This window comes from uncultured Selenomonas sp. (assembly GCA_905372355.1).
In the GTDB taxonomy this organism is placed as follows: Bacteria; Bacillota; Negativicutes; order Selenomonadales; family Selenomonadaceae; genus Selenomonas.
In genome coordinates this window covers 1-24185 of the sequence record CAJPOT010000020.1, presented here as the reverse complement: position 1 = coordinate 24185, position 24185 = coordinate 1, and the positions used below count along the sequence as shown (strand labels likewise).

Here is a 24185-nt window from a genome sequence, read left to right as displayed (position 1 = left end):
TCCCCCCCCCGCGGATTTTCCTGCCAATTCTAAAAATATTTTTCAAAATGATATAAAACTCCGCACAAAAAAGCCGCACACGTAAAACGCATGCGGCGGCTCTATCCTAAGGAAATGGAAAACTGAGTAGGCAGACATGATGTATAGGTTGCATCCTATGGTATAATAGAGGAAAAATCATTGAACTGCGACAAAGGAGGCGCCATGAAAATTCTGATTGCCTTGCGAACAAACGAGCATCATAAGGAACAGCTGCAAAGAAATGCGACGGGGGCAGAGCTTCTTTTCGTGCCTGCTGATCAGGTGCGTGAAGAAGACCTCGCCGATGTTGATGCCATCATCGGCAACGTGCCGACGAAGCTTCTGCCCGCAGCGAAGAAATTGCGCTGGTTGCAGCTCAATACGGCAGGGGCAGACACCTACTGTAAAGAAGGCGTGCTCAAGGACGATGTCCTCCTGACGAATGCGACGGGAGCCTATGGTCTTGCACTTTCCGAGCATCTGCTCGCACAGCTCCTCGCGATGATGAAGAAGCTCTATCCCTACTACGACAACCAGAAGAAGGGAATCTGGCACGATGAAGGGAGCGTCACCTCGATCGAGGACGCGACCGTCTTGATCCTCGGCGCAGGCGACATCGGTCGTGCCTTCGCGCGCCGCGTCAAGGCGCTCGGTGCTTACGTCATCGGCGTGCGCCGCCGCGAGGGAGCAAAGCCCTTCGGCATCGATGAGATGGGCACGATGGAAGAACTCGATTCTCTGCTCGCACGTGCGGATGTCGTCGTATCGGTTCTGCCAGGGACAACGGCGACGAGGGGCATCTTCGACAAAAAGCGCTTTACTGCGATGAAAAAAGGCTCCTACTTCCTGAACATCGGGCGCGGCAACGCCGTCGTCACGGAAGACCTCATCGAAGTGATGAAGGAAGGCCGTCTCGCAGGCGCGGCGCTCGACGTCACAGATCCCGAGCCCCTTCCCGCCGATCACTCGCTCTGGCATACACCGAATATTTATATAACGCCGCATATCTCGGGCGACGATCACCTGAGCGCAACACAGGACAAGATCGTTCAGATCGCTGCGAGAAATCTTGCAGCATTCATGCAGGGCGTACCGCTCGAAAACCTCGTCAATCGCACGACGGGATACAAGGACTGAGGAGGGATACGATGCGTCAATGCATGGACATGGAGAACCTGCACCGCAGGCTCAGAAAGATTCGCGGACAGGTCGAGGCTCTCGACCGCATGGTCGAGGAGGAAATTCCATGTGAGGATCTTCTCTCGCAAATCAATGCCGCAAAGGCTGCGCTGCACAAATGCGGTCAGATCGTGCTCGAAGGCCACATCCAGCACTGCGTGAAGGACGGCATTGCCCACGGCGATGCGGAAAAGACGGTCGAGAGCTTCACCAAGGCGGTCGAGCGCTTCGCCAATATGGGATGAGGCTTTGTGAACGTCAGCTGCACCCTGTGGGCTTGATTTGCGGAACGTTTTCACATACGACTTTGGCATACGGATTAAAGCGAATACCGAAAACGACCAGTTGTTTCTACTTCTTCTCGCCGAATTGCGCGAGAGCTTCGGAGAAGTCCTCTACGAGTTCGACCGCGCCCGTGTATTCGCCGTTCTCGTCGTAGATGGCGAGATAGCGCACGCCGACAGGCTTGCCCTTGATATAGCGATAGATCTCCATGCGATCGCGCTTCTTCGCCTTGAAATCGGCGACGAGCTGCTCGATGATCGGCACGATGTTGGCGGGATGGCAGTTGTAGACCTTGCTCCCTAAAGCGATGCGCGGGCGCGCGAAGACCTGCCCGGGATTCGAGAAGAAGCGCAGCATCTCGTCCTTGTCGATGTAGGTGATGTCGACGGGCAGGAGGTTCAAGATGGCTTCTAGCTCCTTGCAGCCGATTTCGCCCGTCGATAGCCGCACCTTGCCCGAGGCGATCATCTTGCGCTCTTTCGCTTCTGCCTCCGCAACATAGGCATCGCCCGCCGCCCATTTCGGTGCATCCTTGATGAATGCGATGCCGAATTCCGGCATGTCGCGGTAAATCATGAGCCAATCTTCTTCAGAGAAGAAGCGCAGCGTCAGCGGGAAGAGGATCTTCTCTTCCTTGTAGATCATGTCACGGATGCGCTGGAAAAAGGCGGAATAACGCTCCTCTTCGCCCGAGATCCCATCGCCGAACGACTTCATGAGTGCGCGAAGCTCCGCCTTGATCTCGTCATCGACACCCCACATGACGCCCGAAGGACCCGTCACGCCGTAGCGGTAGAGAAGTGTCATGAGCAGCGATTCCTTCTTGCCGTAGTGCGAGTAGATCGCGTGCAGTTCGCCGAGACCGCGGCTCAAGCCGGGGACATCGTTCGCCTCCAAGGCGGTTTTCAGGCGATCAAGGAGTTCGGACAGCCCCTTGTTTTCGAGATTTAACACCGTAAGCGGATGCCCGTCGGGCAGATCCTGCACCTCGGGTGCGGCGTCCGCAGTGGGCGCTGTACCGCCAATATGCCCGTGGAAGAGCGCCGAATGTACATCGCAGAGCTTCTGCACCTCGTGAATCGGCGTGCCGCCTTCGATGAGCTGCTGCTCAGCAGCGGAGATCTCCTCGGCCGAAACGCTCGCGAAGTCCTTGATGAAATCTTTGCGTACCGTCTCCAGCGACTCGCCTGCCGAAAGGCGCTGCAGGAAACCCTTGAGCACAGCCGCGCGTTCCGTCGCCTCTCCGTCCGCCACGCCTGCCGTCGCAGCGGTATGGGCGCAGCCACAGCCATCTTCGCCGTGCACATGGGGCTGCGCCTCGTGCGTACCGCAAGAGCTGCACGCATGCGCCGCAGCAGCTTCATCCTGCTTGATCGTGAAACCGCGTGCCTCCAGCTCGCGCACGACGTCTTCCAACTTCATCCCCTTGATCGCCACACCCTTGGGCACGGTCATGACGCGCCCCATGACGTTCAAGACCATCGGATTCGTAATCTCCTTGAAGCCGATCTCTGCCATTGCCTGCTGAAACTCCGGAAACTCCTCGACAAGTTCCGCCACCGTTTTATTTAAGTCCAATTCCTTTTTCATATCGCTCTCTCCTGTTCCAAATCTGAATGCGTTTCTCATTGCTGTCATTATAACAAATACAGATTGCGCTTGTCGTCATATTTGTTACGGGTTTTGGAGCAGCATTTGTTTAGTTTGGTATTGACAATGCCTGTGATGCATGATATTCTTTGGCGGAAGGATTGTTATGAAGAAATAAATTTTCTATATTTGGGTCAGGTGTCGCAAGACTTAATAGGGAAGTCGGTTGAAGCCGGCGCGGTCACGCCACTGTAACAGGGAGCACGCTGCAAAATGCCACTGAGGAAACTTGGGAAGGTGCAGCCGTGCGATGAACTGGAGCCAGGAGAACTGCCTGATCAACAATCACCGTTTGAACCTGCGAGCGATGGGGAGGAGATTTTGGCGGCAGCAAGCCCATGCCTTTTGCTAGGCCGAGAGCGTACAGCCATTGACGGAAGTTTTCGCGCAGCCCCTCCTTTTTCGCGCACGAAAGGAGGGGTTGTGTTTTATTTTTGGAGATTGTGCGTGTAGTTTACTAGATGAGGAAAGGGAGTTCTGCAAAATGAATCCATGGAAAAAGAAATGCCTGACGCTTGCCGTCATCTGTTCCGTTGCGGGAACAACCCAAGTGTATGCGGCGGAAAAAAGTGCTGAGACGACGAACACAGCAGTTGATTCGACGACGGTGTCCACGGAAACTTCGTCCACGGCGGGGGGACATGACCTCGGAGAGACGACCGTCACGGCGACGAGAGTCGCGGAACCTGTCAACAAAGTTCCCGCCAACGTCACCGTCATCACGGCGAAAGAACTTGAAAAGAGGCATGTCTTCAGTTTGCGCGAAGCGCTTGCGAGGGAGGCAGGCATCTATGTTGCGCCGACGGCAGAAGTGAAGGATGGCTTGGAGCTGCGTGGATTTAGCAGTCCGAACATCCTTGTCATGTACAATGGACAGCAGCTCAACACGGCCTTTGACGGCGGCGTCAATTGGGATTCCATCCCGCTCAGTGACATCGAGCGCATCGAGATCGTGCGCGGAGCCAGTTCCTCGCTCTACGGCGGTCATGCTGTCGCCGGTGTCATCAACATCATTACGAAGAAACCGAAAAAGCCGGAGAATCCCGAGCAGCAGCTCCTTCATGGCAAAATTGAAGTCTCTCACGGCAGCAACAACACATGGCAGCGCGGCATGCAGGTCACGGGCGGCGACGGTAAGCTCGACTTCCGTCTCGGTTACGAAAAACGTACATCGGATGGCTGGGTCGGGCACTATGCCACGACGGAAGAGTGGTATAATGCAGGTGTTACTCCGGATGCGACGGGCGTATTTCCGAAGCTTTCTGATGGCGAATATATCGTAGGCAGCCGTGGTGCAAGAAAAAGATCAAGTGAAAATGTCTTCTTTGATATGAATTACGACTTTGATGCCAGCCGTTCGCTCAGCTACACCTATATGCACAATTCTTATAAGTATTCTTACCATGACCCCATCACTTATTTGCGTGATGCGAGCGGAAATCCTACATTTTCCGGGACGGTACTCTTGCCGAACGGTAATTATATCAGCGCCTCGCCAGGGGATTTTCTCGGCTATATGGGAAAGCGCGAGCAAGACGTCCACAAATTGCGCTATGAGGATAAGAAAAACTCTTTCACGGCGAACATCGGCTATAGCGACACCACGAAGGATGGTTATTCCGGTGCCTCGTGGCGCGCTACAAGCATCGATTGGACGGGATTGGGAAACCGAGCGGAATATCCTACGAAGAACTACAATATAGAAGCGCAAAAGAAATGGACGATTAAGAATCATACGCTGCTTGCAGGCTTTGCATGGATGAAAGACAAGATGCGCTATCGTGCCGTTGATCTTCATCGTTGGAAGGATTGGAGTTCAGAATATGGCGATCCATACGCACAGAGCGGTGGATCCATCATCTCCACAGCTCTTTTCGTGCAGGATGAGTTAGAGCTTGATCCGCGTTGGCGGCTGCAGGTCGGTCTGCGTTATGACCGCTTCGATAAGAAGGATGGCTATTCCTACATCGATGATGTACGCAAAGATTATGAAGACACGGCCTTCAATGCCTGGAGTCCAAAATTCGCTGTGACCTATGAGCCGCAAAAGGACACGATGATTTATGCCAGCTTTGGCAAATCATTCAATCCGCCGTCGATTTATCGTCTTTATCGCCGTGCGGGAGACGACCCGCGTTCCATCAAGGCCAATCCTGATCTGACGCCGGAAAAATCTACGACGTACGAACTGGGAATGAAACAGAAGATCAACAAGAACACCTCATATGGTTTGACGTTCTTCCGCGTGGATACGAAGGATAAGATTGCCATCGCTACGCGCAACGGTATCAGAGCCTATTACAACATGAATGAAGCGATGATCAAGGGGATAGAGTTCGACGTCAAGCATCGTCTGAGCCGCGATTGGCGGGTATATCTGAACTACACCTTTGAATCAGGCGAATATACGAGCGGCGGCGATACGTACCGAGATTGGGATTTGCCGAAGCACATGGCAGGCTTCGGTATCGACTATACGCGCGGGAAGTTCGGCGGTGTCCTTGATGCAAGGTATGTGGCCGCAAGGCAGGATGTTGATACAACTACTGGTGAATACGGCTCAGAGGACAGTTTCTTCACTACGAATCTCTACTTGACGTATAAGTTCGACGACAGCTTCAGACTGCAGTTCGGCATCGATAACCTCTTCAATCGGCACTTCTACGCGAATGAAGCAGCGAGCGATAGAACCTACTCTCTCGGTGCGACGTATTCCTTCTAGGGAAGCGCGGATAAACCCGGCAGGGCTTATCATATCTGCACCACGAAAGGACAGCTCCATGAGACTCATCTACCTGCTGCACCGTTGGATCAGCGCCGTGTGCGCCATATTCTTCCTGCTGCTCGTCTTGACGGGACTGCCGCTGCTCTTCAACGGCGATATCGCGCTCTGGAATGCGCTTGAAAAACGGCCTGCCTTCGGCGAGACATCCTCTCGTGTGCTTTGGGCGGAAGCGTCAAAGGGCTTGGAGCGGATCGAGCGCGAGAATCCCGGGCGCAGGGTGCAGTCGATTTCCGCCTATCCCGAGCGCGGGCTTCTCGTCTATCGGTTTTCGCACACCGGCGGCGGATATGGCGTGTCTGCGCTCGCCTACGCGCCGCAGCAGGACACGCTTGTGCCTTGGCGGAGCGGCGGCGTCAAATCGCCCGCGCTCGCTGCCTTCATGGGCTGGATGCATCACCTGCATCTGCGTCTCGCCATGGGGCAGGGCGGCATGATCTTCCTCGGCATCATGTGCTTCTTGAGCTTCCTCTCGCTCTTGGGCGGGGTGCTTCTCTATCCGTCCTTCATGAAGCGGCGGCTTTTCGGCGGTATGCGAGGTGGCACGTCAGCGGGCAGTTTTTTCGACTGGCACATCTTCCTCGGCATCATCACGGCAGTCTGGGCGGCGCTCTTGACCTTGAGCGGAATCGCCATCGTCTTCGGCATGCTCGGCTACAGCAGCTATGCCGAGGATGTGATAGCAAGTGTGCCGCAGAGGGAAAGTGCGCCGCCCGCCATAACCTTCGCTGAGATGATTGCTTATGCAAAGGAGCATTTTCCCGCCCAGGAGATTCTCTACCTCGACGCTGCCGAAGGATCAACCCCCGCCGCATTGACGCTGGCGGATGCCGAGAGACCGCAGATGTTTCGCGGGCAGGACGTCTACCTGCTGCGCACGGCGGGCGGCGAGATCGAGAACTTCACGAAGCCCTTGCCGCGCTGGCTCGTCTTTTGTGATGCCGTGCGCGATCTGCACCTGCACAATCATTCGACGATGTTCCTGAAGATCATCTGGGCGGTTCTCGATCTGCTTTGCGCCGCCGTCATCGTCACGGGCTTTTGCGGCTGGCTGCAGAGAAGCCGCCGCAAAAAGGAGAGACCGCCCGTGCTCGCGCCCCATCCGGCGGCGAAGGCTGTGCCGTGGAAGGCGCCTGCGCTCTTCGTCGCGCTCTCCCTCGTCGCCATGGCCGCGCCGCTTGGCGATACGCTTGCGGGCAATATCGTGGGATCTGCCGCGTGGCTCGCGCTCTTTGTCGGCGCTTTCGTGCTATGGCGGCGCGGCAAGCGGTAAAAAGAAAATGGCAGCTTCGTCCATGCGGCGGAGCTGCCGTTTTTCATTTGGAACAGAATATGTGCGACTGGACCCATCTTTTTCTTAAAAACACTTGACAAACTTTCTCGACCTCGCTATAATGGCCATAACGATTAAATAATCACTTAATCAATAAGGAGGAACTCCCATGAAAAAGAGCTACAAGATCGAAGTCGAGTGCGCGAACTGCGCTCAGATGATGGAAGACGCAACGAAAAAGATCGAGGGCGTAAAGGACGCGACGGTGAACTTCATGGCGCTGAAGATGAAGGTCGAATTCGCCGACGGCAGCGAGCCGGCTGAAGTCATGCCGCGCGTCTTAGAGGCCTGCCGCAAGATCGAAAGCGACTGCAATATTGAATTCTGAGCCGTCCAAGAGGCAAGTCCGAAGGACGCAGACGATTGGGAAATGGCTCGAATGCGAAAACGTCCCAAGAACGCGAGCTACAAGCGAAGCGTGATTGGCTGACGTTGACCGCTTCTGAGCCGTCCAAGAGGCAAGTCCAAAGGACGCAGCCAATTGGGAAACGGCTCGAATGCGAAAACGTCCCGCAAATCAAGCTCGAAGAGCGCAGATGCGCGGTTGACGTTGACCGCCCAGAGTAGGATTCAACATCACGTCGCCAGAAAGCAGGTATTTTCGTGAACAAGAAACAAAAAAGAAATCTCATCCGCATCCTTCTGGCGGCCGCCTTGATGATCGTCTTGAGCCAGCTGCCCGTGGCGGGTCTGCCGCGCTTCTTCCTCTACGTCGTGCCGTACCTCATCGTCGGCTATGACATCATCATCAAGGCAGCGAAGGGCGTATGGAATCGTCGTCCGCTCGACGAAAATCTCCTGATGTCGATCGCGACCATCGGCGCGATGGGGCTTGCTCTCTACGAGGATGGCGACTATGTGGAAGGCATCGCCGTCATGCTCTTCTACCAGGTCGGCGAATGGTTTCAAAGCTATGCCATCGGAAGAAGTCGCAGAAACATTGGCGAGCTCATGGACATCCGCCCCGACTACGCGAATGTGGAAGAGGATGGAAAGCTTATACGCCGTGACCCCGACGAAATCGAAATCGGCACGGAGATCGTCGTGCAGCCGGGCGAGAAGATCCCCATTGACGGCATCATCACGGATGGCGCATCGACGCTCAATACGAGCGCACTGACGGGCGAGAGCCTGCCGCGCGACGTAGAGAAGGGGCACGCCGTCTTCAGCGGCTGCATCAATCTCACGGGCGTCTTGAAGATTCGTACGACGAAGGAGTTCGACGAATCGACCGCCTCGAAGATTTTGGAACTTGTCGAGGATGCCAGCGCGCGCAAGTCGCGTTCGGAGACGTTCATCGCACGTTTTGCGCGCGTCTATACGCCGATCGTCGTCGCGGCCGCCATCCTCCTCGCCATCGTGCCGCCCGTCGTGCGCCTCGCCGCGCTCGATGCCGCGCCCGACTGGGGTACATGGATTTACCGCGCCCTGATCTTCCTCGTCATGAGTTGCCCATGCGCACTCGTCGTCAGCGTTCCCCTGAGCTTCTTCGCGGGCATCGGCGGTGCGAGCCGCGAGGGCGTGCTCGTCAAGGGCGCGAACTACCTCGAAATGCTCGCCGAGGTCGACACCGTCGTCTTCGACAAAACGGGTACTTTGACCCGCGGCGTCTTCGAGGTCAACGCCGTGCATCACAGCACGATGGATGACAAAAAGCTTCTGGAGCTTGCCGCGCTCGCCGAGAGCGCTTCGTCGCATCCCATCAGCCGCAGCCTGCAGCAGGCTTACGGCAAGGAGATTGATCGCTCGCGCGTCACGGACATCGCGGAGATCGGCGGTCTCGGCGTGACGGCGAAGGTCGACGGTATCGAAGTGGCCGCTGGCAATGGCAAGCTCATGGAGCGTCTCGGAATTGAGTACCGCCCGTGTCACCACCCGGGCACAATCGTGCAGATGGCGGTCGCAGGCAAGTACGCCGGACACATCGTCATTTCCGATGCGCTCAAACCGACGTCGGAGGCGGCGATCAAAAGTCTGCATGAAGCGGGCGTGAAGCGCGCCGTCATGCTCACAGGCGACGCGCATGCCGCCGCTGAGAAGGTCGCGGCGGAACTCGGCATAGACGAGGTCAAGAGCGAGCTTCTGCCTGCCGACAAGGTGCAGGAGGTCGAGCGCCTGCTCGCGGGGAAAACGGCGAAGAAGCTCGCCTTCGTCGGCGACGGCATCAACGACGCACCCGTCCTCAGCCGCGCGGACATCGGCATCGCCATGGGCGCGATGGGCTCTGACGCCGCCATCGAGGCCGCCGACGTCGTGCTGATGGACGACGATCCGCTGAAGTTGCCGAAGGCGATCCGCATCGCGAGAAAGTGCATGGCGATCGTGCATCAGAACATCGTCTTCGCCATCGGCATAAAGCTCCTGTGCCTCGTGCTCGGCGCCATCGGCATCGCCAACATGTGGTTCGCCATCTTCGCTGACGTCGGCGTCATGGTTCTCGCCGTCTTGAATGCACTGCGCGCTCTCTTCGTGCGCAAGATGTAAGCCGTGAGTATTGGGCAATCGGAACGAGAATCATTCATATTAAACAAATAGGGATTGACGGTATTTGCCGCCGGTGTTATGATACAGGAAAATCCGTATCTACAAACTATTCTATGAGGAGGAATTATCATGGAATTGAAAGGTTCACAGACCGAAAAGAATCTTTGGGCGGCATTTGCCGGCGAATCGCAAGCTTATACGAAGTACGGCTACTATGCATCGCGTGCGAAGAAGGACGGCTTCGAGCAGATTTCGGCGCTTTTCACGGAGACTTCGGGCAACGAGAAGGAGCATGCGAAGATCTGGTTCAAGCTCGTCGCGGGCATCGGCACGACGGCGGAGAACCTTGAGGCAGCCGCTGACGGCGAGCACGAGGAATGGACGTCGATGTATCCCGAGTTTGCCAAGGTCGCAAGGGAAGAGGGCTTCACGAAGATCGCAAATCTCTTCGAGGCCGTCGCAAAGATCGAGAAGGAGCACGAGGAGCGCTATCGCCTCTTGCTCGCAAACGTCAAGGATGAGAAGGTCTTCAAGAAGGACGAGAAGATCATCTGGCAGTGCCGCAACTGCGGCTACGTCTGCGAATCGCCGCAGGCACCGCAGGTCTGTCCTGTCTGCGCCCATCCGCAGGCATATTTTGAACAGCTCAAGAAGAATTATTGATTCAGCGCGTCCTGCAAAAGGAAACGGGGCTGCTGCACGTCCATTTCGTGCAGCAGCCCCGTTTTTTAGCTGTATGATCGCGCGCCGACTATACCCGCGTGCTGAAGTTTGCCACATAGCCGAGCTGGGCGGCGTGGTCGTGGAAGAAGTCAAACATCGTAGTGAACATGTCGCGGTTCTCCTTCTTCATGGCGTTCGTCATGATCTTCAACGCACCCTTCGCGCCTTCGTCGTGCAGGATGCCCGGCGGGTCGAGGAGCGTCATATCGCCATGCTTCTGCTCCGTACGGAAAGCATGCTTCTCGATCGTTTCCTTCCAGCCTGCAAGCGTCAGCGGCTCGACGTGGACGTTGATCGCCTTGGAAAGCCCGGCCATAAGCTCGTGCTGCACCTTCGGGTCTTTCTCTCGGAAGACGACGTCGTGCGTCAGAAGGACGCCGCCGGGCTTCAGGACGCGCGAATACTCCTTGAGCGCGCGCTCCTTGTCCTCACCGATGAGCATCGTAAGCATCGCCTCGTTGATGACGACATCGAAGCTCGCATCCTCGAAGGGAAGCGCGAAAGCGCTGCCGCTGACGACGGAGAGTTTGTCTTCGAGCTTCTTTTTCTTGATATTTTCACGCGCTTTTTCGAGCGCCGCCTCATCGAGGTCTATGCCGACGACTTCGCAGCCGTACCGCTCGGCGACGAGGATCATCGTCGTCCCCATGTTGCACGCAACTTCAAGAACTTTGGACGACGGCTCGATCTTCGCCTTCTCCAAGAGCCAGTTCGTCGCGTCGATGCCGCCTGGGCGCAGCTTCGTCTTCCCCATTCTCGCCAAAAAGGTATGTCCTGCTTCACGCATGATCGTCATCTCCTTTATATAATAGGCAGTTATCTCTATTGATTCTCATTATAGTAAGGAAAAGACAAAAAGTCAACAGTTTTCCTATTGAATTTATATGATTTTTACATCTGTGCCGAAAGCGCGGCGCAGAAGCTGTCCGTTTTTTACGACAGGACTCAAGCGCGTGCAGCAGCCGTTCTTTCTTGCTATAATAAACGCAGCGTTTTCTCAAGACGAGAGAATGGTGTGCGATACAGGGAGGAGTACCCCACAATGAAACCATACGAAAAGTACATGTTGATCAGCGACCTTGACGGTACAATCGTGCCGCATGGGAAGGCGATTTCTGCGGCGAATGCGGAGGCGATTCGCGCTTTTGTCGCGGGCGGCGGCCTTTTTGGCATCGCGACGGGGCGCACGCCCGAGGCGGCAGGCGGCTATGTCCGCGGACTGCCGATCACGGCGCCGAGCATCTTCTTCAACGGCTCCATGCTCTACGACTGGCAGGAGCGGAAGGTTCTCGCGCAAAGAAATTTGCAGGGCGCAGAAGACTCGCCCAATATCTGGCCGCGCTTCGCCGCCGAGTGCTTGAAGATGTTTCCGCAGGCGTGCGTCGAAATCTATACGGAAGAAGCCTGCTGCATCGTCAGCCCTGAGGAGAACGACGATCCGCGGCTCGTCCGGGAGTTCTATCGCTTCCGGCATATACCTCTTGCCGATGTTTCCGACATGCAGCGGACACCGTGGCTCAAACTCCTCGTCTGCGATGCGCCGCCCGCGCTGCACCGTGTGGAGCGTCTTGCGAAGAACTTCGGCACAGCGAGTCTCAGCCATCATTTCTACTCCGAGGCCAATTATTATGAGTTTGTCGCCCAAGGCGTATCGAAGGGCGCCATGATCGAAGAGATTCGAGGGCTTCCCATCTGCCAAGGAAGGCGCATCATCGCTCTTGGCGACTACTTGAACGACCGGGAGATGATCGAGCTTGCCGACATCGGCATCGCCTCGGGCAACGCGCATGAGAGTATCAAGCAGGCCGCTGACTTCACGGGCTGCCGGGCGGAAGATGATCTCGTCGTCTGGCTGCTCGCACATTTCGCTGAAATCACGGCGCAGAAAAGCGCGGATTGATGCGCCGCGTCCTTTCGCCCCCTGCGCTCCGCGCCGATCAGCTTTGCACGGGTCGTGCGGCAAAACTGCCGCATCATGCAGAAATCCCTGCCGTCAATCGGACGGCAGGGATTTCTCTTCAAGCGAAAAGGCGAAGGGCAGCAGTTCTTCTTTGGTCACGACGCGGCGCTTTCCCGCGAGGTTGGCGAGGATGATGCGCTCGACGGCGAATTCGGCGATGACCTGGCGGCACGCGCCGCACGGCGAGCACGGCAGCTCGCCGTCTGCGACGACGGCGAGCGCCGCAAAGCGTCGGATGCCCGCAGCGACGGCGCTGAAGATGGCGGTGCGCTCGGCGCAGTTCGTCAAGCCGTAGGAGGCGTTTTCGATATTGCAGCCCAAGAAGACGCGCCCGTCGGGCGCGAGCGCCGCCGCGCCGACGGCAAAGCCCGAATACGGCACATAGGCATGGGCGCGCGCTTTCTTGGCAAGCTCGATGAGGGATTCATCGTCCATCTGCGCCGCCCTCCTTCTCTTCACGTCTTGCCATGGCGGCGCGGATCTCAGCGAGGAGCGCGTCGCTCATGATGTCTTTTGCCTCTTCCTCATGCGCCCTTTCGGCGTGGCCGAAGCTTTCCTTCGTGACGCGCGCGAAGATGCGCGGGCGCTTCTCGGGCGGCTCGGCTGCGATCTCAAGGGCGCGGGTATAGCAAGCGGCTGCAGATGCGAGCCGGCTTTCATCGTTCGTGCAGAGCACGGCGAGCGCCTCTTTGGCTTCGATGGCTTCGCCCGTCTTTTTCAAGATGCGGATGCCTGCCGCATGGTCGATGACGCTTTCCTTCGTCTCGCGCCCCGCGCCGAGCATACAGGCGGCCTGACCGATCATTTCGGCGTCCATGTGCGTGATATAGCCGGCCCTCTCAGCGAGGATTTCCAATTGAAACGCCGCCTGCGGCAGTTTTTTGGGATCAGCGAGGCAGGAGGCGTCACCGCCCTGCGCCTCGACCATCGCGGCAAAGGTGCGAAAGGCGCTGCCGTCCTCGATGGCCTTCTCTGCAAGCCTTTGGCACTCGGCGAAGTCGCCGCGCCCGATGAGGCGCAGCATGTCGGCGGCGAGCGCGAGGCTGACCTCCCTGAGGTCGGCGGGGCCTCTGCCCTTGAGCACTTCCATGGCTTCGGCGACTTCGAGCGCGTTGCCGACGGCAGATCCCAAGGGCACGTCCATGTCGGTGATGACGGCGGAGGTCTTTCTCCCTGCGCCCTCGCCGATGGCGACCATGGCACGCGCGAGCGCGAGCGCGTCGTCGAGCGTCTTCATGAAGGCGCCGCTGCCCGTCTTGACATCGAGCACGATCGCCGCGCTGCCCGCCGCGAGTTTCTTGCTCATGATAGAGGCGGCGATGAGCGGAATGGAGTCGACCGTCGCCGTGACGTCGCGCAGCGCATAGAGCTTCTTGTCGGCGGGTGCAAGCTCGCCCGACTGCCCGATGAGGGAAAGCCCCGTCTGTTCTATGACGGCGAAAAAGTCTTCGCGTGAGAGCGTCGTCTGAAAGCCCGGAATGGATTCGAGCTTGTCGACGGTGCCGCCCGTGTGGCCGAGACCGCGCCCGCTCATCTTGGCGATGCGCCCGCCCGCCGCCGCGACGATGGGGCAGGCGATGAGCGTCGTCTTGTCGCCGACGCCGCCCGTCGAGTGCTTGTCGACCGTGGAGCTGCCAAAGGCCGAGAGGTCGACCTCGTCGCCCGAGGCCGCCATGGCGAGCGTAAGCGCGCGCATCTCCTCTTCCGTCATGGAGCGAAAGCAGATCGCCATGAGCATCGCCGCCATCTGATAGTCAGGAATCTCCCCTTTCGTGAATCCCTCGACCATGGCGCGGATCTCGCTTGCAGCAAGCGGCTCGCCGCGCTTCTTCTTCGTGATGAGATCATACATGCGCATGGAGATTCCTCCCAGAAACTAGAAAGAGAACGGCACGAGGCCGGAGAGCCAGCCCATAAAGCGCATCGTCCAGCCGAACCACATCATGACGCCGAGCACGACGAGCGAGACGCCCGCGACCTTCTGCACGGCAGGAAGGAAGCGGTAGAGCGTGCGCACGCGCTTTTCGAGTCGCTGCCAGAGGAGCGCTAGCACGAAGAACGGCAGGGCGAAGCCGAGCACGTAGAAGCCGAGCAGCCAAAGCCCCTCGACGACGGTCGCGCGGCTTCCCGCATAGATGAAAATCGCCGCGAGGATCGGGCCCGTGCACGGCGTCCAGCCGACGGTAAACGACATGCCCAGAAGGAAAGAGCCGACGACACCCTCCGATGGGCGATGCAGGAACGGCCGCCACTCGCGGTAGAGGAAGCGCGGGCTGATGAGTCCCGAGAGGAACAGTCCCAAGAGCGCGAGCATGACGGCCCCCGCCTTTTCCAAAAGCGCGAGATGACCTGTGAGAAACTGCCCGAGCACCGTCGCCGTCGCGCCGAGCGCGAGAAAGACGACGGCGAAGCCTGCGAGGAAGGCCGCGACGTTGCGAAAGAGCGCACGCCCTGCCGCAGCGGGCGGCGCCGAAACACCTGCCGCGCCGCTTGGAGCTGCTGCACCGCTTGAAGCCGCCGCGCTGCTCGATCCCGCGAGGATCAGCACGAAGGTCGGCAGCATCGGCAGCACGCACGGCGAGACGAAGGAGACGACGCCGGCGAGAAACGCCGCGCCGAAGGAGATTGCTTCCAAGAGAAAACCTCCTACTTCGCCGCGCGCGTGAGTGCCGTTTCCAGCTCCGCCGCCGTCGTTCCGCCGATCTTCTTCAGCAGGATCTTGCCGTCCCGGTCGATGACGTAGGTCGTCGGAATGGCGCGAACCTTGTAGGTATCCGCCGCCTCTCCCTTGAGGTCGAGGAGCACGGGCATCGTGTAGCCGTTGTCCTTGAGGAACTTGTCGACCGTATCCTTCGGCTCCTGCAGGTTGACGGCGTAGAACGTGACCTCGCCTTCATGCTTCTTGGCGAACTCGTTCAGTTCAGGCATCTCGGCTCGGCACGGCGGGCACCATGTCGCCCAGAAGTTGATGACGTAGAGCTTCTTGTCCATGGCGGCGTTGATCGCGACCTCCGAGCCGTCGAATGATGTCGCCTTGAAAGGCGGCGCCGTCCCTTCCACGCCCTCTGCATCCATCGCCTGCTCCGCCTTGGCTTCCGCCGACTTGCCCGATTCCTCCGCCTGCAGGCCGCAGCCCGTCATAAGAAAGAGCGCGAGAAGAGCGCCGATCAGACCTTGCATCGTTCGTCTTGTTTTCAAAGTGAATTCCTCCTTTGTGATTCCATAGGCTCACAGTCCCGAGACAGGACTCTTCTCAGCGACCTACGTCGCGCCGATGTTTCCATTTCTCTCCATAACGTTCATAGTACTATTCTACGGAGGAACGTTCTCAAGGTCAAGGCGAAAAAGATGAGAATAGGAGATTTCATATACTTTTCATGTACTCGTATGCTACAATGGATTTAGGGGAATTCGTCCCGTAAGAAAGAACGTGTCTGCAAAAGAAAAAGGAGCAATACCATGGCAGAGAAAGCAAAAGTTTATTTTACCGATTTCCGCACGGACGTCGGCACGAGCCTGACGAAGAAGCTGCAGCGTCTGTGTCTTACGGCGGGCCTCAAGACGATCGAGCTTGAGGGCCGCTTCGTCGCCATCAAGATGCACTTCGGCGAACTCGGCAACCTCGCGTTCCTTCGCCCGCAGTACGCGAAGGCCGTCGCCGACCTCGTAAAGGAGGAAAAGGGCATTCCTTTCCTGACGGACTGCAACACGCTCTATCCGGGCAGCCGCCGCCATGCGCCCGAGCATCTCGACTGCGCGAACATCAACGGCTTCAACCCGACGACGACGGGCTGTCAGATCATCATCGGCGACGGTCTGCGCGGCACGGACGAGCTGGAAGTGCCGATCAAGAACGCCCGCGTGTTGAAGACGGCGAAGATCGGCCGCGCCGTCATGGACGCCGACGTCTTCATCAGCCTCACGCACTTCAAGGGGCACGAGCAGACGGGCTTCGGCGGCGCGATCAAGAACATCGGCATGGGCTGCGGCAGCCGCGCGGGCAAGATGGAGCAGCATTCGTCGGGCAAGGTCGGCGTCCACGAGGAGCTTTGCCGCGGCTGTCGTCGCTGCGCGAAGGAATGCGGCTCGGACGCGATTTCCTACGTTGAGAACAAGGCGGTCGTCGACAAGGAGCTTTGCAAGGGCTGCGGCCGCTGCATCGGCTCGTGCACGTTCAACGCGCTCTACAATGAGGTCTGGGACGCCGCCGACATCCTCGACCGCCGCATGGCGGAATACGCGCAGGCCGTCTGTCAGGATCGTCCGTGCTTCCACATCAGCATCGCGCGTGACATCTCGCCGAACTGCGACTGTCACGGCGAAAATGACGCGCCGATCCTGCCCGACATCGGCATGTTCGCCTCATTCGATCCCATCGCGCTCGACCAGGCGTGCGTCGACATGGCGCTCAAGGCGCAGCCGATCCGCAACAGCAAGCTCGGCGACCACCTCGCCAAGCCCGATTGGCATCACCATCACGACCACTTCCTCGACTCGAATCCCAACGTCTGTTGGGAAGAAACGCTCGTGCACGGCGAGAAGATCGGACTCGGTACGCGCGACTACGAACTCATCACACTGAAATGATTTGCACCGCCGCGCTGAATGCGTTAAAATAAGGCAAAGGGTGCAAAAAGCCAAGGGAAGCCCGTGCAGATTCGCACGGCGGCGGCTCCCTTGGCTTTTTTTGTGCATACATCTCAAGAGGAGGAGTTTCCTTGCGCATTGTCATAGTCGGTGCGGGAAAGCTCGGCTACAGCATCGCCGAGCTGCTCGCGAACGAGGAGTTCGATGTCGTACTCGTCGATCAGGACGAGACGCGGCTCGAAGCGGCGAAGAACACGCTCGACGTGCTGACGGTCACGGCGAACGGCGCCAGCCCCATCACGATGAACGATCCAGACATCCGCTCGGCGGACATCCTCATCGCCGTGACGGCGGGCGACGAGGTCAACATGGTCGCGTGCATCCTCGCGAAGAAGCACGGCATCACGCACACGGTCGCACGCATCCGCGACATGCAGTTCCTTTCGGAAGCGAAGGAATACCTGAAGGAGAACTTCGACATCGACCTCATGCTGAATCCCGAACTGATCACGGCGCGCGAGGTCTATCGCATCCTCATGACGCCCGCTGCGCTCGACGTCGAGGACTTCGCAAGCGGCAAGGTGCGCCTCTTCGAGACGAAGGTGACGCGTCACTCGCCCTTGGCAAACATCCCGCTGAAGGATCTCGAAATGCCCAAGGCGATCCTCGCGGGCATGATCTTCCGCGACCATCGCATGATCATCCCGCATGGCGACGACTGCCTGCTGCCGCACGACAACGCGTATTTCATCGGCGATCCCGCCGAAATCGAGAAGTTCAGCGAGACCTTCGTACATCGCGACGCGAGAAAGCTCGAACACGTCATGATTATCGGCGCGGGGCGCACGGGGCGCTTCCTTGCCAAGATGCTCGACGATGCGGACGTCGCCGTGAAGATCATTGATACCAATCGTGAGCGCAGCCGGCTTGCGGCAGAAGCACTCGAAAACGGCCTTGCCATCTGCGGCGATGGCACGGACATCGATCTTTTGACGGAAGAGGGCGTCGCCGACGCTGACGCCGTCGTCTGCCTGACGGAGGACGACAAGCTAAACCTCATGCTCGCGCTCCTCGCCAAGCATTTGGGCGCGAAAAAGACGGTCGTGCGCGTCGCGCGAGGCGAATACGTCGACCTCATGGAAAAGGTCGGCGTCGACATCGTCCTGCCGACGCGCCTCTTGTCCGCCTCGGAAGTCCTCGCTTTCGCGCGGCGCGGCGGCGTTGTTTCGGTATCACTCCTTGAGGGCGCAAAGGCTGAGGCGGTCGAGGTCATCGTGCAGGAAGGCGCACCTGTCGCGGGCATTCCTCTGATGGATGCGCGGCTGCCGCGTGAATGCCTTGTCTGCGCTTATGTGCGCGGCGATGAGGCCGTGATACCAAACGGTGCTTCGGTTCTTCTGCCCGGTGACCGAACCATTCTCTTCATCCAGACGCGCTTCGCGCAGAAGGTTATGAAGTATTTCAAGGGCAAGGATTGATATGGACGCACGCATCGTTTCTTTCCTGCTCGGGCGCATGGCGTTTCTGGAAGGCGCGGCTCTCTTTCTCGCCTTCGGCCTCGCGATCTTTTGGGAGGATGAGCACCCGCTTGCCTTCGGTATGCCCGCGGCGCTCTCCTTCGTCCTCTGGCGCGTCTTCTCGCACCTCTCCAAGGGGCATCGCCACACGATCGGCGTCACGGACGGAGCGGTTTTCCTCTTCGCTGCATGGCTTTTGAACTCGCTTCTGGGGGCGCTGCCCTTTTTCCTCACGGGCGAGCTTTCCGCCGCCGACTCCTTCTTCGCGAGCGTCGCGGCATTTACGACGACGGCGCTCCTCTTCACGCCGACGGGACTCGAAAGCTCCCTTGGCTTCTGGCAGATCTTCCAAGGATGGATCGGCGGCATGTACTTCCTGTGCCTCCTCGTCACGATCATGCCGCAGGTCGGCGGCTGCTTCGGCCTGACGCTCTCGGTGCAGCAGGGTACGAATTTCAGCCCTCTCCTGCGGCGCATGAATGCGGCGGCACGCAAGATGGCGCTCCTCTACGCCTGCCTGACGCTTCTCTCGCTCGGGCTCTTCCTGCTCGCAGGCGAGAGTTTCCTGTCGAGCGCCGTGCTCGCCTTGACTTCCATATCGACGACGGGACTCGACCCGCGCGGCCTCGTGCTGAAGGGAAGCGGCATCACGACGGAAGTCGCGGCGGAGGCCGCCATGCTGCTCGCGGGCGTGAACTTCCTCCTGTGGCAGCGGGCGGCGGCGCGGCGCGACGTGCGCACGCTCTTTGCCGACGCGGAACTGCGCTTCTTCCTCCTCGTCGTATGCGCGGGCGGCGCGGCGCTCGCCTGCTACCTCGCCGTCGTCGGCGTCTACGATGTCGAGCACAGCCTTCGCATGGGCTTCTTCCACGCCATCTCGTTCGCGACGACGACGGGCTTTGCCGCTGCGCCGCTCGCCTCCTGGCCTACCTTTCCTCATGCCGTGCTGCTGCTTCTCGCCACGCTCGGCTCTTCGGTCGGCGCGGTCGGCGGCGGCTTCAAGGTGATGCGCCTGCTCGTGCTCATCAAGATGGCAAAGGCGGAAGTCCTGCGCACGATTCACCCGCGCATGATCGTCAACGTCAAGATCGACGGCAAATCCGTGCCGCACAAGCTGCACGGCAGGATCTTGAGTTTCTTCTTCCTCTATGTCGTCGTGCTGATTCTCGCGACGCTCGGCCTCGCGCTCGCGCACATCGACACCCTGCCCGCCATGGGCTTCGCCGTCGGCTGTCTGTCGGGCACGGGCACCGTCGTGACTCTCCTCTACGGCGGCAAGGACTTCCTGCTCCTGCCCGGCTGGGTCAAGGTCTTCGCAGGCTTCTTGATGATCCTCGGGCGGTTGGAAATCTTCTCCTTCTTGATCCTGCTGCGTGCAGGAATCGATCGGCTGCACAGGCGGCAGTGGTGAATTCACTCGAACGCGCGTGCCAGAGCCTCAAGACCCTTCGTGAGCGTCGCCTGCGGGCAGGCGATGTTGATGCGCTGGAAGCCTGCGCCGCTCTTGCCGAAGATCGCGCCGTCGTCGAGCCAGAGGCGTGCCTCGTCGATGATCTTTCGGTCGAGCGCCTTCGCTTCAAGGCCGTAGGCACGAAAATCGAGCCATAAGAGGTAGGTGCCCTCCGGCTCGACAAGCTGCACCTTGGGCAGGCGTTCGGCGAGGAAGCGCTTCGTGTGCGCGATATTCTGCTCAAGGTAGGCGAGAAGCGCATCGAGCCACGCGCCGCCCTCGCTGTATGCCGCCTGTGCGGCAAGAAGGCCGAAGATGTTCGGTTCGTCATAGCCTGTGCTGTAGACTTCCTTGCGGAAGGTATGGCGCAGGCTTTTTTCCGTGATGAAGATGTTCGAAAGCTGCAGCCCTGCGAGGTTGAACGTCTTGCTCGGCGCGGTGCAGGTGATCGTCCGCGCCGCAGTCTCGGGCGAGAGCGAGGCAAAAGGCGTGTGCTTGTGGCCGGGACGCACGAAGTCGGCGTGAATCTCGTCGGCGACGACGAGAACGTCGTGCGCGAGGCAGATCACGGCAAGACGCTCCAACTCTTCGCGGCGCCAGACGCGCCCGACGGGGTTGTGCGGGCTGCAGAGAATCAGAAGCTTCACCTTGTGCTCGCGAATCTTCTGCTCGATGTCATCGAAGTCCATGCGGTATGCGCCGTCCTCGAAGAGCAGCGTGCTCGTGACGAGCTTGCGCCCATTGCCCTCGACGACGCTGAAAAACGGATAGTAGACGGGTTCGGTTATGAGAATGGTATCATTCGGCGCGGTAAATGCACGCACCGCCATGGAGAGCGCGAAGACGACGCCCGGCGTCATGACGAGGGAATCCCTGCCCGGATTCCAGCCATGGCGCGTGCTGAACCATTGTTCGAGCGCCCTATAGTAGTCCTCCTTCGGACGCGAATAGCCGAAGATGCCGTGCTCGGCGCGTCGGCGAATGGTATCACGCACCGCCTGCGGCGCACAAAAGTCCATGTCGGCGACCCAGAACGGCAGAACGTCCTCGGGATAGCCGCGCTCGACGGCGAAGTCGTATTTGAGGCTGTTCGTATGGCGGCGCTCGATGATTTCATCAAAGTCGAAATGGTTCATGGAAGAAGTCTCCTTTTCCTTTGGTTTCGTGGAAAACTTTCATCTTTGCTGAATGAGATGCAAATTTTGCCTCGTTTCCTTTTCTTTTCTTTTCGCCCTGCCGCCTTCTTATCCCTGCAAGGCCTGCTGCAGATCGGCCTTGAGGTCTTCGACGTCCTCGATGCCGACGGAGAGGCGCAGGAGTTTGTCGTCGAGTCCCGTGCGCTTTAGGAGCGCGGCGGGCATTTCAGCGTGCGTCTGGGCGATTGGATACGTCAGAAGCGTCTCGACGCCGCCGAGACTCTCGGCGAAGGCGATGAGATGCAGCTTGCCGAGAGCCGCCTTCGCGAGTTCGGCGGAGCGCACCTTGAAGGAGATCATGCCGCCCGCGCCGCTCGCCTGCTTCTGCTGCAGCGCGTAGCCCGGATGGTCGGCGAGTCCCGGGTAGAGCACTTCGGTGACTTCGGGCAGCGTGCCGAGCCACTGGGCGATGGCGAGCGCGTTCTCTGCCTGCCGCTCGACGCGCACGCCGAGCGTCTTGATGCTGCGCAGCATGAGCCACGAGTCGAGCGCCGAGAGGTTCGGCCCTGCCGATTTGGCGAGCAGTTCGATGCGTTTTGCCTGCGCGCTCGTCGCATCTTTGAGCACGAGGAAGCCTGCGATGACGTCGTTGTGTCCGCACAGATATTTCGTGCCGCTGTGCAGCACGATGTCCGCGCCGAGCGTCAAGGGCTTCTGGAAATGCGGCGAGAGGAAGGTATTGTCAACGGCGAGCAGGGCGCCGTTTTCGTGAGCGAGCGCAGAGAGCGCCGCGATGTCCGAGATCTGCATCATCGGGTTCGACGGCGTTTCAATGAAGACGAGCTTCGTCTCGGGACGCATACGCTTGCCGACGAGCGCGAGGTCGCGCACGTCGACGTATTCGAAGGTGATGCCGTAGTCTGCAAAGACTTCTTCGGCGAGGCGCACCGTGCCGCCGTAGAGGTCTTCGCTCATCAGGACGTGATCGCCCGCCGAAAGAAGAGAGAAAACGAGCTGCACCGCCGCCATGCCCGAGGAAAGCGCCCAAGAGCGCCCGCCGCGCTCTAGGAGCGCCACCGTCTTTTCGAGAGATTCGCGCGTCGGATTCGCCACGCGTCCGTAGTCGTAGCCCGTGCTCTCGCCGAAACGCGGATGACGGAACGTCGCCGACAGGCAGATCGACGGACTGATCGCCCCCGTCGCGTCGTAGGTATGGCAGCCGTGCACTTCAAGCGAATGATCTTTCATGATTCTTCCCCCAATATACTATTCATATTGATATACTATGGTTTAATATTATAGCATAGGAAGAAGATTTGCGCCACAAGATAATGCAGCGCTTGCAGAGGGCTCTTTGTCAAGAGTTACGGTGAAATTTTTTCAAAAAATTTTATGCCGCTTTTGATCGGCGGGCTTGTCGGGCTTTATTGTTCAGCAGGAATATGATGCGGCGACGGAAATTTGTGATGTTGCGGAAGCCATAGCAGATGCGTTTCAATACTTTGATCGTATTGTTGCATCCCTCCGTGAAGCCGTTGTTGTAGCCAGTCTGAATTCCCAGCCAGATTTCTGAAATTCAAAAAGCAGCAGCACGAAGGCATGATGCTCTTCGCGTCGCTGTTTTTTGCTGGCGCATGCAGATGCCGACTGCAAAATTTTATGGCAATGAAAAAATATTTTTAGAATTAGCAGGAAAATCCGCGGGGGGGGAATAATATCCATGTCTAGAGTATATTAGAGTTTGTTCAAGGAGGAGTTCTATGAGAAAGCGTGTATGGAGTTTTGCGATTGCACTCTGCGCCGTCCTGTGCGTCGCGCTCGGGGCGAATGCGGGCCTCGCGTCGGCGAAGGGGTTCCCCGTCGTGGTCGCACAGTATACGGTTGCGGGGGAGGGCGGCGATGTCGACATCCACTACAACGTCATCATTCACCAGGAGGAGAGACAGGTTATTCGCGAGGGACGCGTCACCTCTTATTATGTGCCTGCCGAGCTGGAGATCTACCCGCGCGGCGGCAAGAGCTCGGTGATGCAGGGCGTCTACGGATTCGCGCACAGTAATGTCACGGGCGCATGGCGCGGTATGTTCATCGAGAAGAACGAGAAGGGCGTCTATGATTTTGACTTTGACGACGCGCACCTCGTTCCCGTGGAACAGGCGAGCAGGACGGGCGTTTGTTTCAAGACGGGACCGAATGAAACGGCGCGCACCCTCGTCAAGAAGTTCGGCGCGCGCAAGTACAACAGCATCGCCTATGTCGGGAGCGCCGCCTACGTGCTGAACGTGCTCTATGCGCTTGACAAGGGGAATAAAGTTCCTCCGATGGTAGACGAGGGGACGCTGCGGTGAGGATTTTATGATGGAGTGGATGTGGACGCCGGTTTCTATCATAATTACCGCTACTGTTTTATATTTTATTGTACGAGAGAAAAGAGACCGCGCAAAATATTTCGTGCTGTTGGCACTCATGGGAGTTATATTACTCTTTATGTATCTTTGTGCGAAAATAGATATTCTACCTGCCGGAAGCGCTGTTCTATCGTCACTTGCAACCGTATTTTTCTTGCGATATGCGCGTGAAGGAAGATATATACCGCAGAAATTACTGTTAGGAGCGGTAATTATGCTATTTTTATTCTTCTCTCCGGCTGCAAATGAAACTACCGTAGGTTTTATTGCGGCACTTCTGATAGGACTGTTGATAGGGCTTTTAGAGTATTGGTTTTGGGGGGCTTGATAACTGCACAGACTGTAGATGTTACTCTCATTGATAAGGAGCTGAATGAAATGAGGAATCAAACGATGAACATTTTCAAAGTTTGCACGGCGGCGCTGCTGGTTGTCGCCGCACTGCTGCTGGCGCAGGTGGAGCCCGCCTCCGCCGCGCCCTATAACGGGGACATCGGGGAGACGCGCTTTACGAGCTCGCGTCGGGGCGATTTTCAGAGCAGTACCTATATCCTCAAGCGCTACGCGAAACCGAACGGCGGCGGCAGCGGCGGCGGGGTTGTGCTTGTGACGCCCGAGCCCGAACAGGGCACCTATGAAATCGTCGACCCGACGCAGGAGGCAGGCCGAT

At 58.3% G+C, this 24185-nt stretch carries 23 protein-coding genes and 1 riboswitch; of the genes, 14 read left to right on the top strand and 9 right to left on the bottom strand.

The genetic code is table 11. The features are described 5' to 3' along the window. The first annotated feature begins 204 nt into the window (after positions 1-204). Positions 205-1158, top strand: coding sequence for a D-2-hydroxyacid dehydrogenase (locus QZ177_RS09480; protein ID WP_294177145.1), 954 nt, complete (start codon positions 205-207; stop codon positions 1156-1158). Positions 1159-1169: 11 nt separating this feature from the next. Then, the gene (locus QZ177_RS09475; RefSeq protein WP_009645791.1) at positions 1170-1445 is read left to right on the top strand and encodes a metal-sensing transcriptional repressor; all 276 of its coding nucleotides are present in this window, start codon (positions 1170-1172) and stop codon (positions 1443-1445) included. 106 nt (positions 1446-1551) lie between these two features. Here QZ177_RS09475 and QZ177_RS09470 read toward each other — a convergent pair whose 3' ends face one another. Further along, complete coding sequence (locus QZ177_RS09470; RefSeq protein WP_294177140.1) at positions 1552-3075, bottom strand: DUF438 domain-containing protein; 1524 nt, start codon at positions 3073-3075, stop codon at positions 1552-1554. Between the two features lie 179 nt (positions 3076-3254). Further along, positions 3255-3428: riboswitch (cobalamin riboswitch) on the top strand. Positions 3429-3619: 191 nt separating this feature from the next. On the opposite strand from QZ177_RS09470, the gene QZ177_RS09465 reads away from it, so the two are divergent. From QZ177_RS09465 to rbr, 5 genes are all read left to right on the top strand, one after another. Beyond that, positions 3620-5857, top strand: a complete 2238-nt coding sequence (locus QZ177_RS09465) for a TonB-dependent receptor (protein ID WP_294177138.1) — start codon at positions 3620-3622, stop codon at positions 5855-5857. Positions 5858-5915: 58 nt separating this feature from the next. Beyond that, on the top strand, positions 5916-7190 hold the full coding sequence (locus QZ177_RS09460; RefSeq protein WP_294177136.1) for a PepSY-associated TM helix domain-containing protein: 1275 nt from the start codon (positions 5916-5918) through the stop codon (positions 7188-7190). 169 nt (positions 7191-7359) lie between these two features. Further along, positions 7360-7578, top strand: a complete 219-nt coding sequence (locus tag QZ177_RS09455; RefSeq protein WP_006193255.1) for a cation transporter — start codon at positions 7360-7362, stop codon at positions 7576-7578. 275 nt (positions 7579-7853) lie between these two features. Next, positions 7854-9734, top strand: coding sequence for a heavy metal translocating P-type ATPase (locus QZ177_RS09450; protein ID WP_294177132.1), 1881 nt, complete (start codon positions 7854-7856; stop codon positions 9732-9734). Positions 9735-9863: 129 nt separating this feature from the next. Continuing rightward, positions 9864-10397 carry a rubrerythrin gene (gene rbr / locus QZ177_RS09445; RefSeq protein WP_006192533.1) on the top strand — a complete coding sequence of 178 codons (534 nt, stop codon included), beginning with the start codon at positions 9864-9866 and terminating at the stop codon, positions 10395-10397. 88 nt (positions 10398-10485) lie between these two features. Here the strand turns inward: rbr and QZ177_RS09440 are convergent, their stop codons facing one another. After that, positions 10486-11244 (bottom strand): class I SAM-dependent methyltransferase, encoded by a 759-nt coding sequence (locus tag QZ177_RS09440; protein ID WP_294177128.1) that lies wholly within the window; start codon positions 11242-11244, stop codon positions 10486-10488. A gap of 255 nt (positions 11245-11499) precedes the next feature. On the opposite strand from QZ177_RS09440, the gene QZ177_RS09435 reads away from it, so the two are divergent. Beyond that, a complete protein-coding gene (locus QZ177_RS09435) occupies positions 11500-12357 on the top strand; it encodes an HAD family hydrolase (protein WP_294177126.1) in 858 nt (285 codons plus the stop codon). Positions 12358-12450: 93 nt separating this feature from the next. Here the strand turns inward: QZ177_RS09435 and QZ177_RS09430 are convergent, their stop codons facing one another. Genes QZ177_RS09430 through QZ177_RS09415 form a run of 4 tightly spaced genes read right to left on the bottom strand, consistent with a single transcriptional unit; the run spans position 12451 to position 15615 of the window. Beyond that, positions 12451-12852 carry a cytidine deaminase gene (locus tag QZ177_RS09430; protein ID WP_294177124.1) on the bottom strand — a complete coding sequence of 134 codons (402 nt, stop codon included), beginning with the start codon at positions 12850-12852 and terminating at the stop codon, positions 12451-12453. Beyond that, on the bottom strand, positions 12842-14275 hold the full coding sequence (locus QZ177_RS09425; RefSeq protein ID WP_294177122.1) for a thymidine phosphorylase: 1434 nt from the start codon (positions 14273-14275) through the stop codon (positions 12842-12844). Before QZ177_RS09425 ends, QZ177_RS09430 begins: the two co-directional genes overlap by 11 nt. Positions 14276-14293: 18 nt before the next feature. Next, complete coding sequence (locus QZ177_RS09420; protein ID WP_294177120.1) at positions 14294-15052, bottom strand: cytochrome c biogenesis protein CcdA; 759 nt, start codon at positions 15050-15052, stop codon at positions 14294-14296. A gap of 11 nt (positions 15053-15063) precedes the next feature. After that, positions 15064-15615, bottom strand: a complete 552-nt coding sequence (locus QZ177_RS09415) for a TlpA disulfide reductase family protein (protein ID WP_009645869.1) — start codon at positions 15613-15615, stop codon at positions 15064-15066. Between the two features lie 261 nt (positions 15616-15876). Here QZ177_RS09415 and QZ177_RS09410 point away from each other — a divergent pair, with 261 nt between their 5' ends. From QZ177_RS09410 to QZ177_RS09400, 3 genes are all read left to right on the top strand, one after another. After that, the gene (locus QZ177_RS09410; protein WP_009645799.1) at positions 15877-17004 is read left to right on the top strand and encodes a DUF362 domain-containing protein; all 1128 of its coding nucleotides are present in this window, start codon (positions 15877-15879) and stop codon (positions 17002-17004) included. A 131-nt stretch (positions 17005-17135) separates the two neighbouring features. Beyond that, a complete protein-coding gene (gene trkA, locus QZ177_RS09405; RefSeq protein WP_294177117.1) occupies positions 17136-18482 on the top strand; it encodes a Trk system potassium transporter TrkA in 1347 nt (448 codons plus the stop codon). Between the two features lies 1 nt (position 18483). After that, entirely contained in the window at positions 18484-19932 is a 1449-nt protein-coding gene (locus QZ177_RS09400; RefSeq protein ID WP_294177115.1) for a potassium transporter TrkG, read from the top strand. A 2-nt stretch (positions 19933-19934) separates the two neighbouring features. On the opposite strand, the gene QZ177_RS09395 is transcribed toward QZ177_RS09400, so the two are convergent. The 3 genes from QZ177_RS09395 to QZ177_RS09385 all read right to left on the bottom strand — a co-directional run bounded on the left by QZ177_RS09395 (position 19935) and on the right by QZ177_RS09385 (position 22683). Next, positions 19935-21107, bottom strand: a complete 1173-nt coding sequence (locus QZ177_RS09395) for a MalY/PatB family protein (protein WP_294177112.1) — start codon at positions 21105-21107, stop codon at positions 19935-19937. Positions 21108-21215: 108 nt separating this feature from the next. Next, complete coding sequence (locus tag QZ177_RS09390) at positions 21216-22355, bottom strand: PLP-dependent aspartate aminotransferase family protein (protein WP_009645807.1); 1140 nt, start codon at positions 22353-22355, stop codon at positions 21216-21218. A 142-nt stretch (positions 22356-22497) separates the two neighbouring features. Then, positions 22498-22683: a transposase gene (locus QZ177_RS09385; RefSeq protein WP_083847464.1), complete on the bottom strand. Its 186-nt coding sequence runs from the start codon at positions 22681-22683 to the stop codon at positions 22498-22500. A 184-nt stretch (positions 22684-22867) separates the two neighbouring features. Here QZ177_RS09385 and QZ177_RS09380 point away from each other — a divergent pair, with 184 nt between their 5' ends. The 3 genes from QZ177_RS09380 to QZ177_RS09370 all read left to right on the top strand — a co-directional run. Then, on the top strand, positions 22868-23455 hold the full coding sequence (locus QZ177_RS09380) for a hypothetical protein (RefSeq protein ID WP_294177110.1): 588 nt from the start codon (positions 22868-22870) through the stop codon (positions 23453-23455). 7 nt (positions 23456-23462) lie between these two features. Continuing rightward, a complete protein-coding gene (locus tag QZ177_RS09375) occupies positions 23463-23843 on the top strand; it encodes a hypothetical protein (protein WP_294177108.1) in 381 nt (126 codons plus the stop codon). Between the two features lie 50 nt (positions 23844-23893). Beyond that, a partial coding sequence (locus tag QZ177_RS09370) for a hypothetical protein (RefSeq protein WP_294177107.1) occupies positions 23894-24185 on the top strand: 292 nt, incomplete at its 3' end.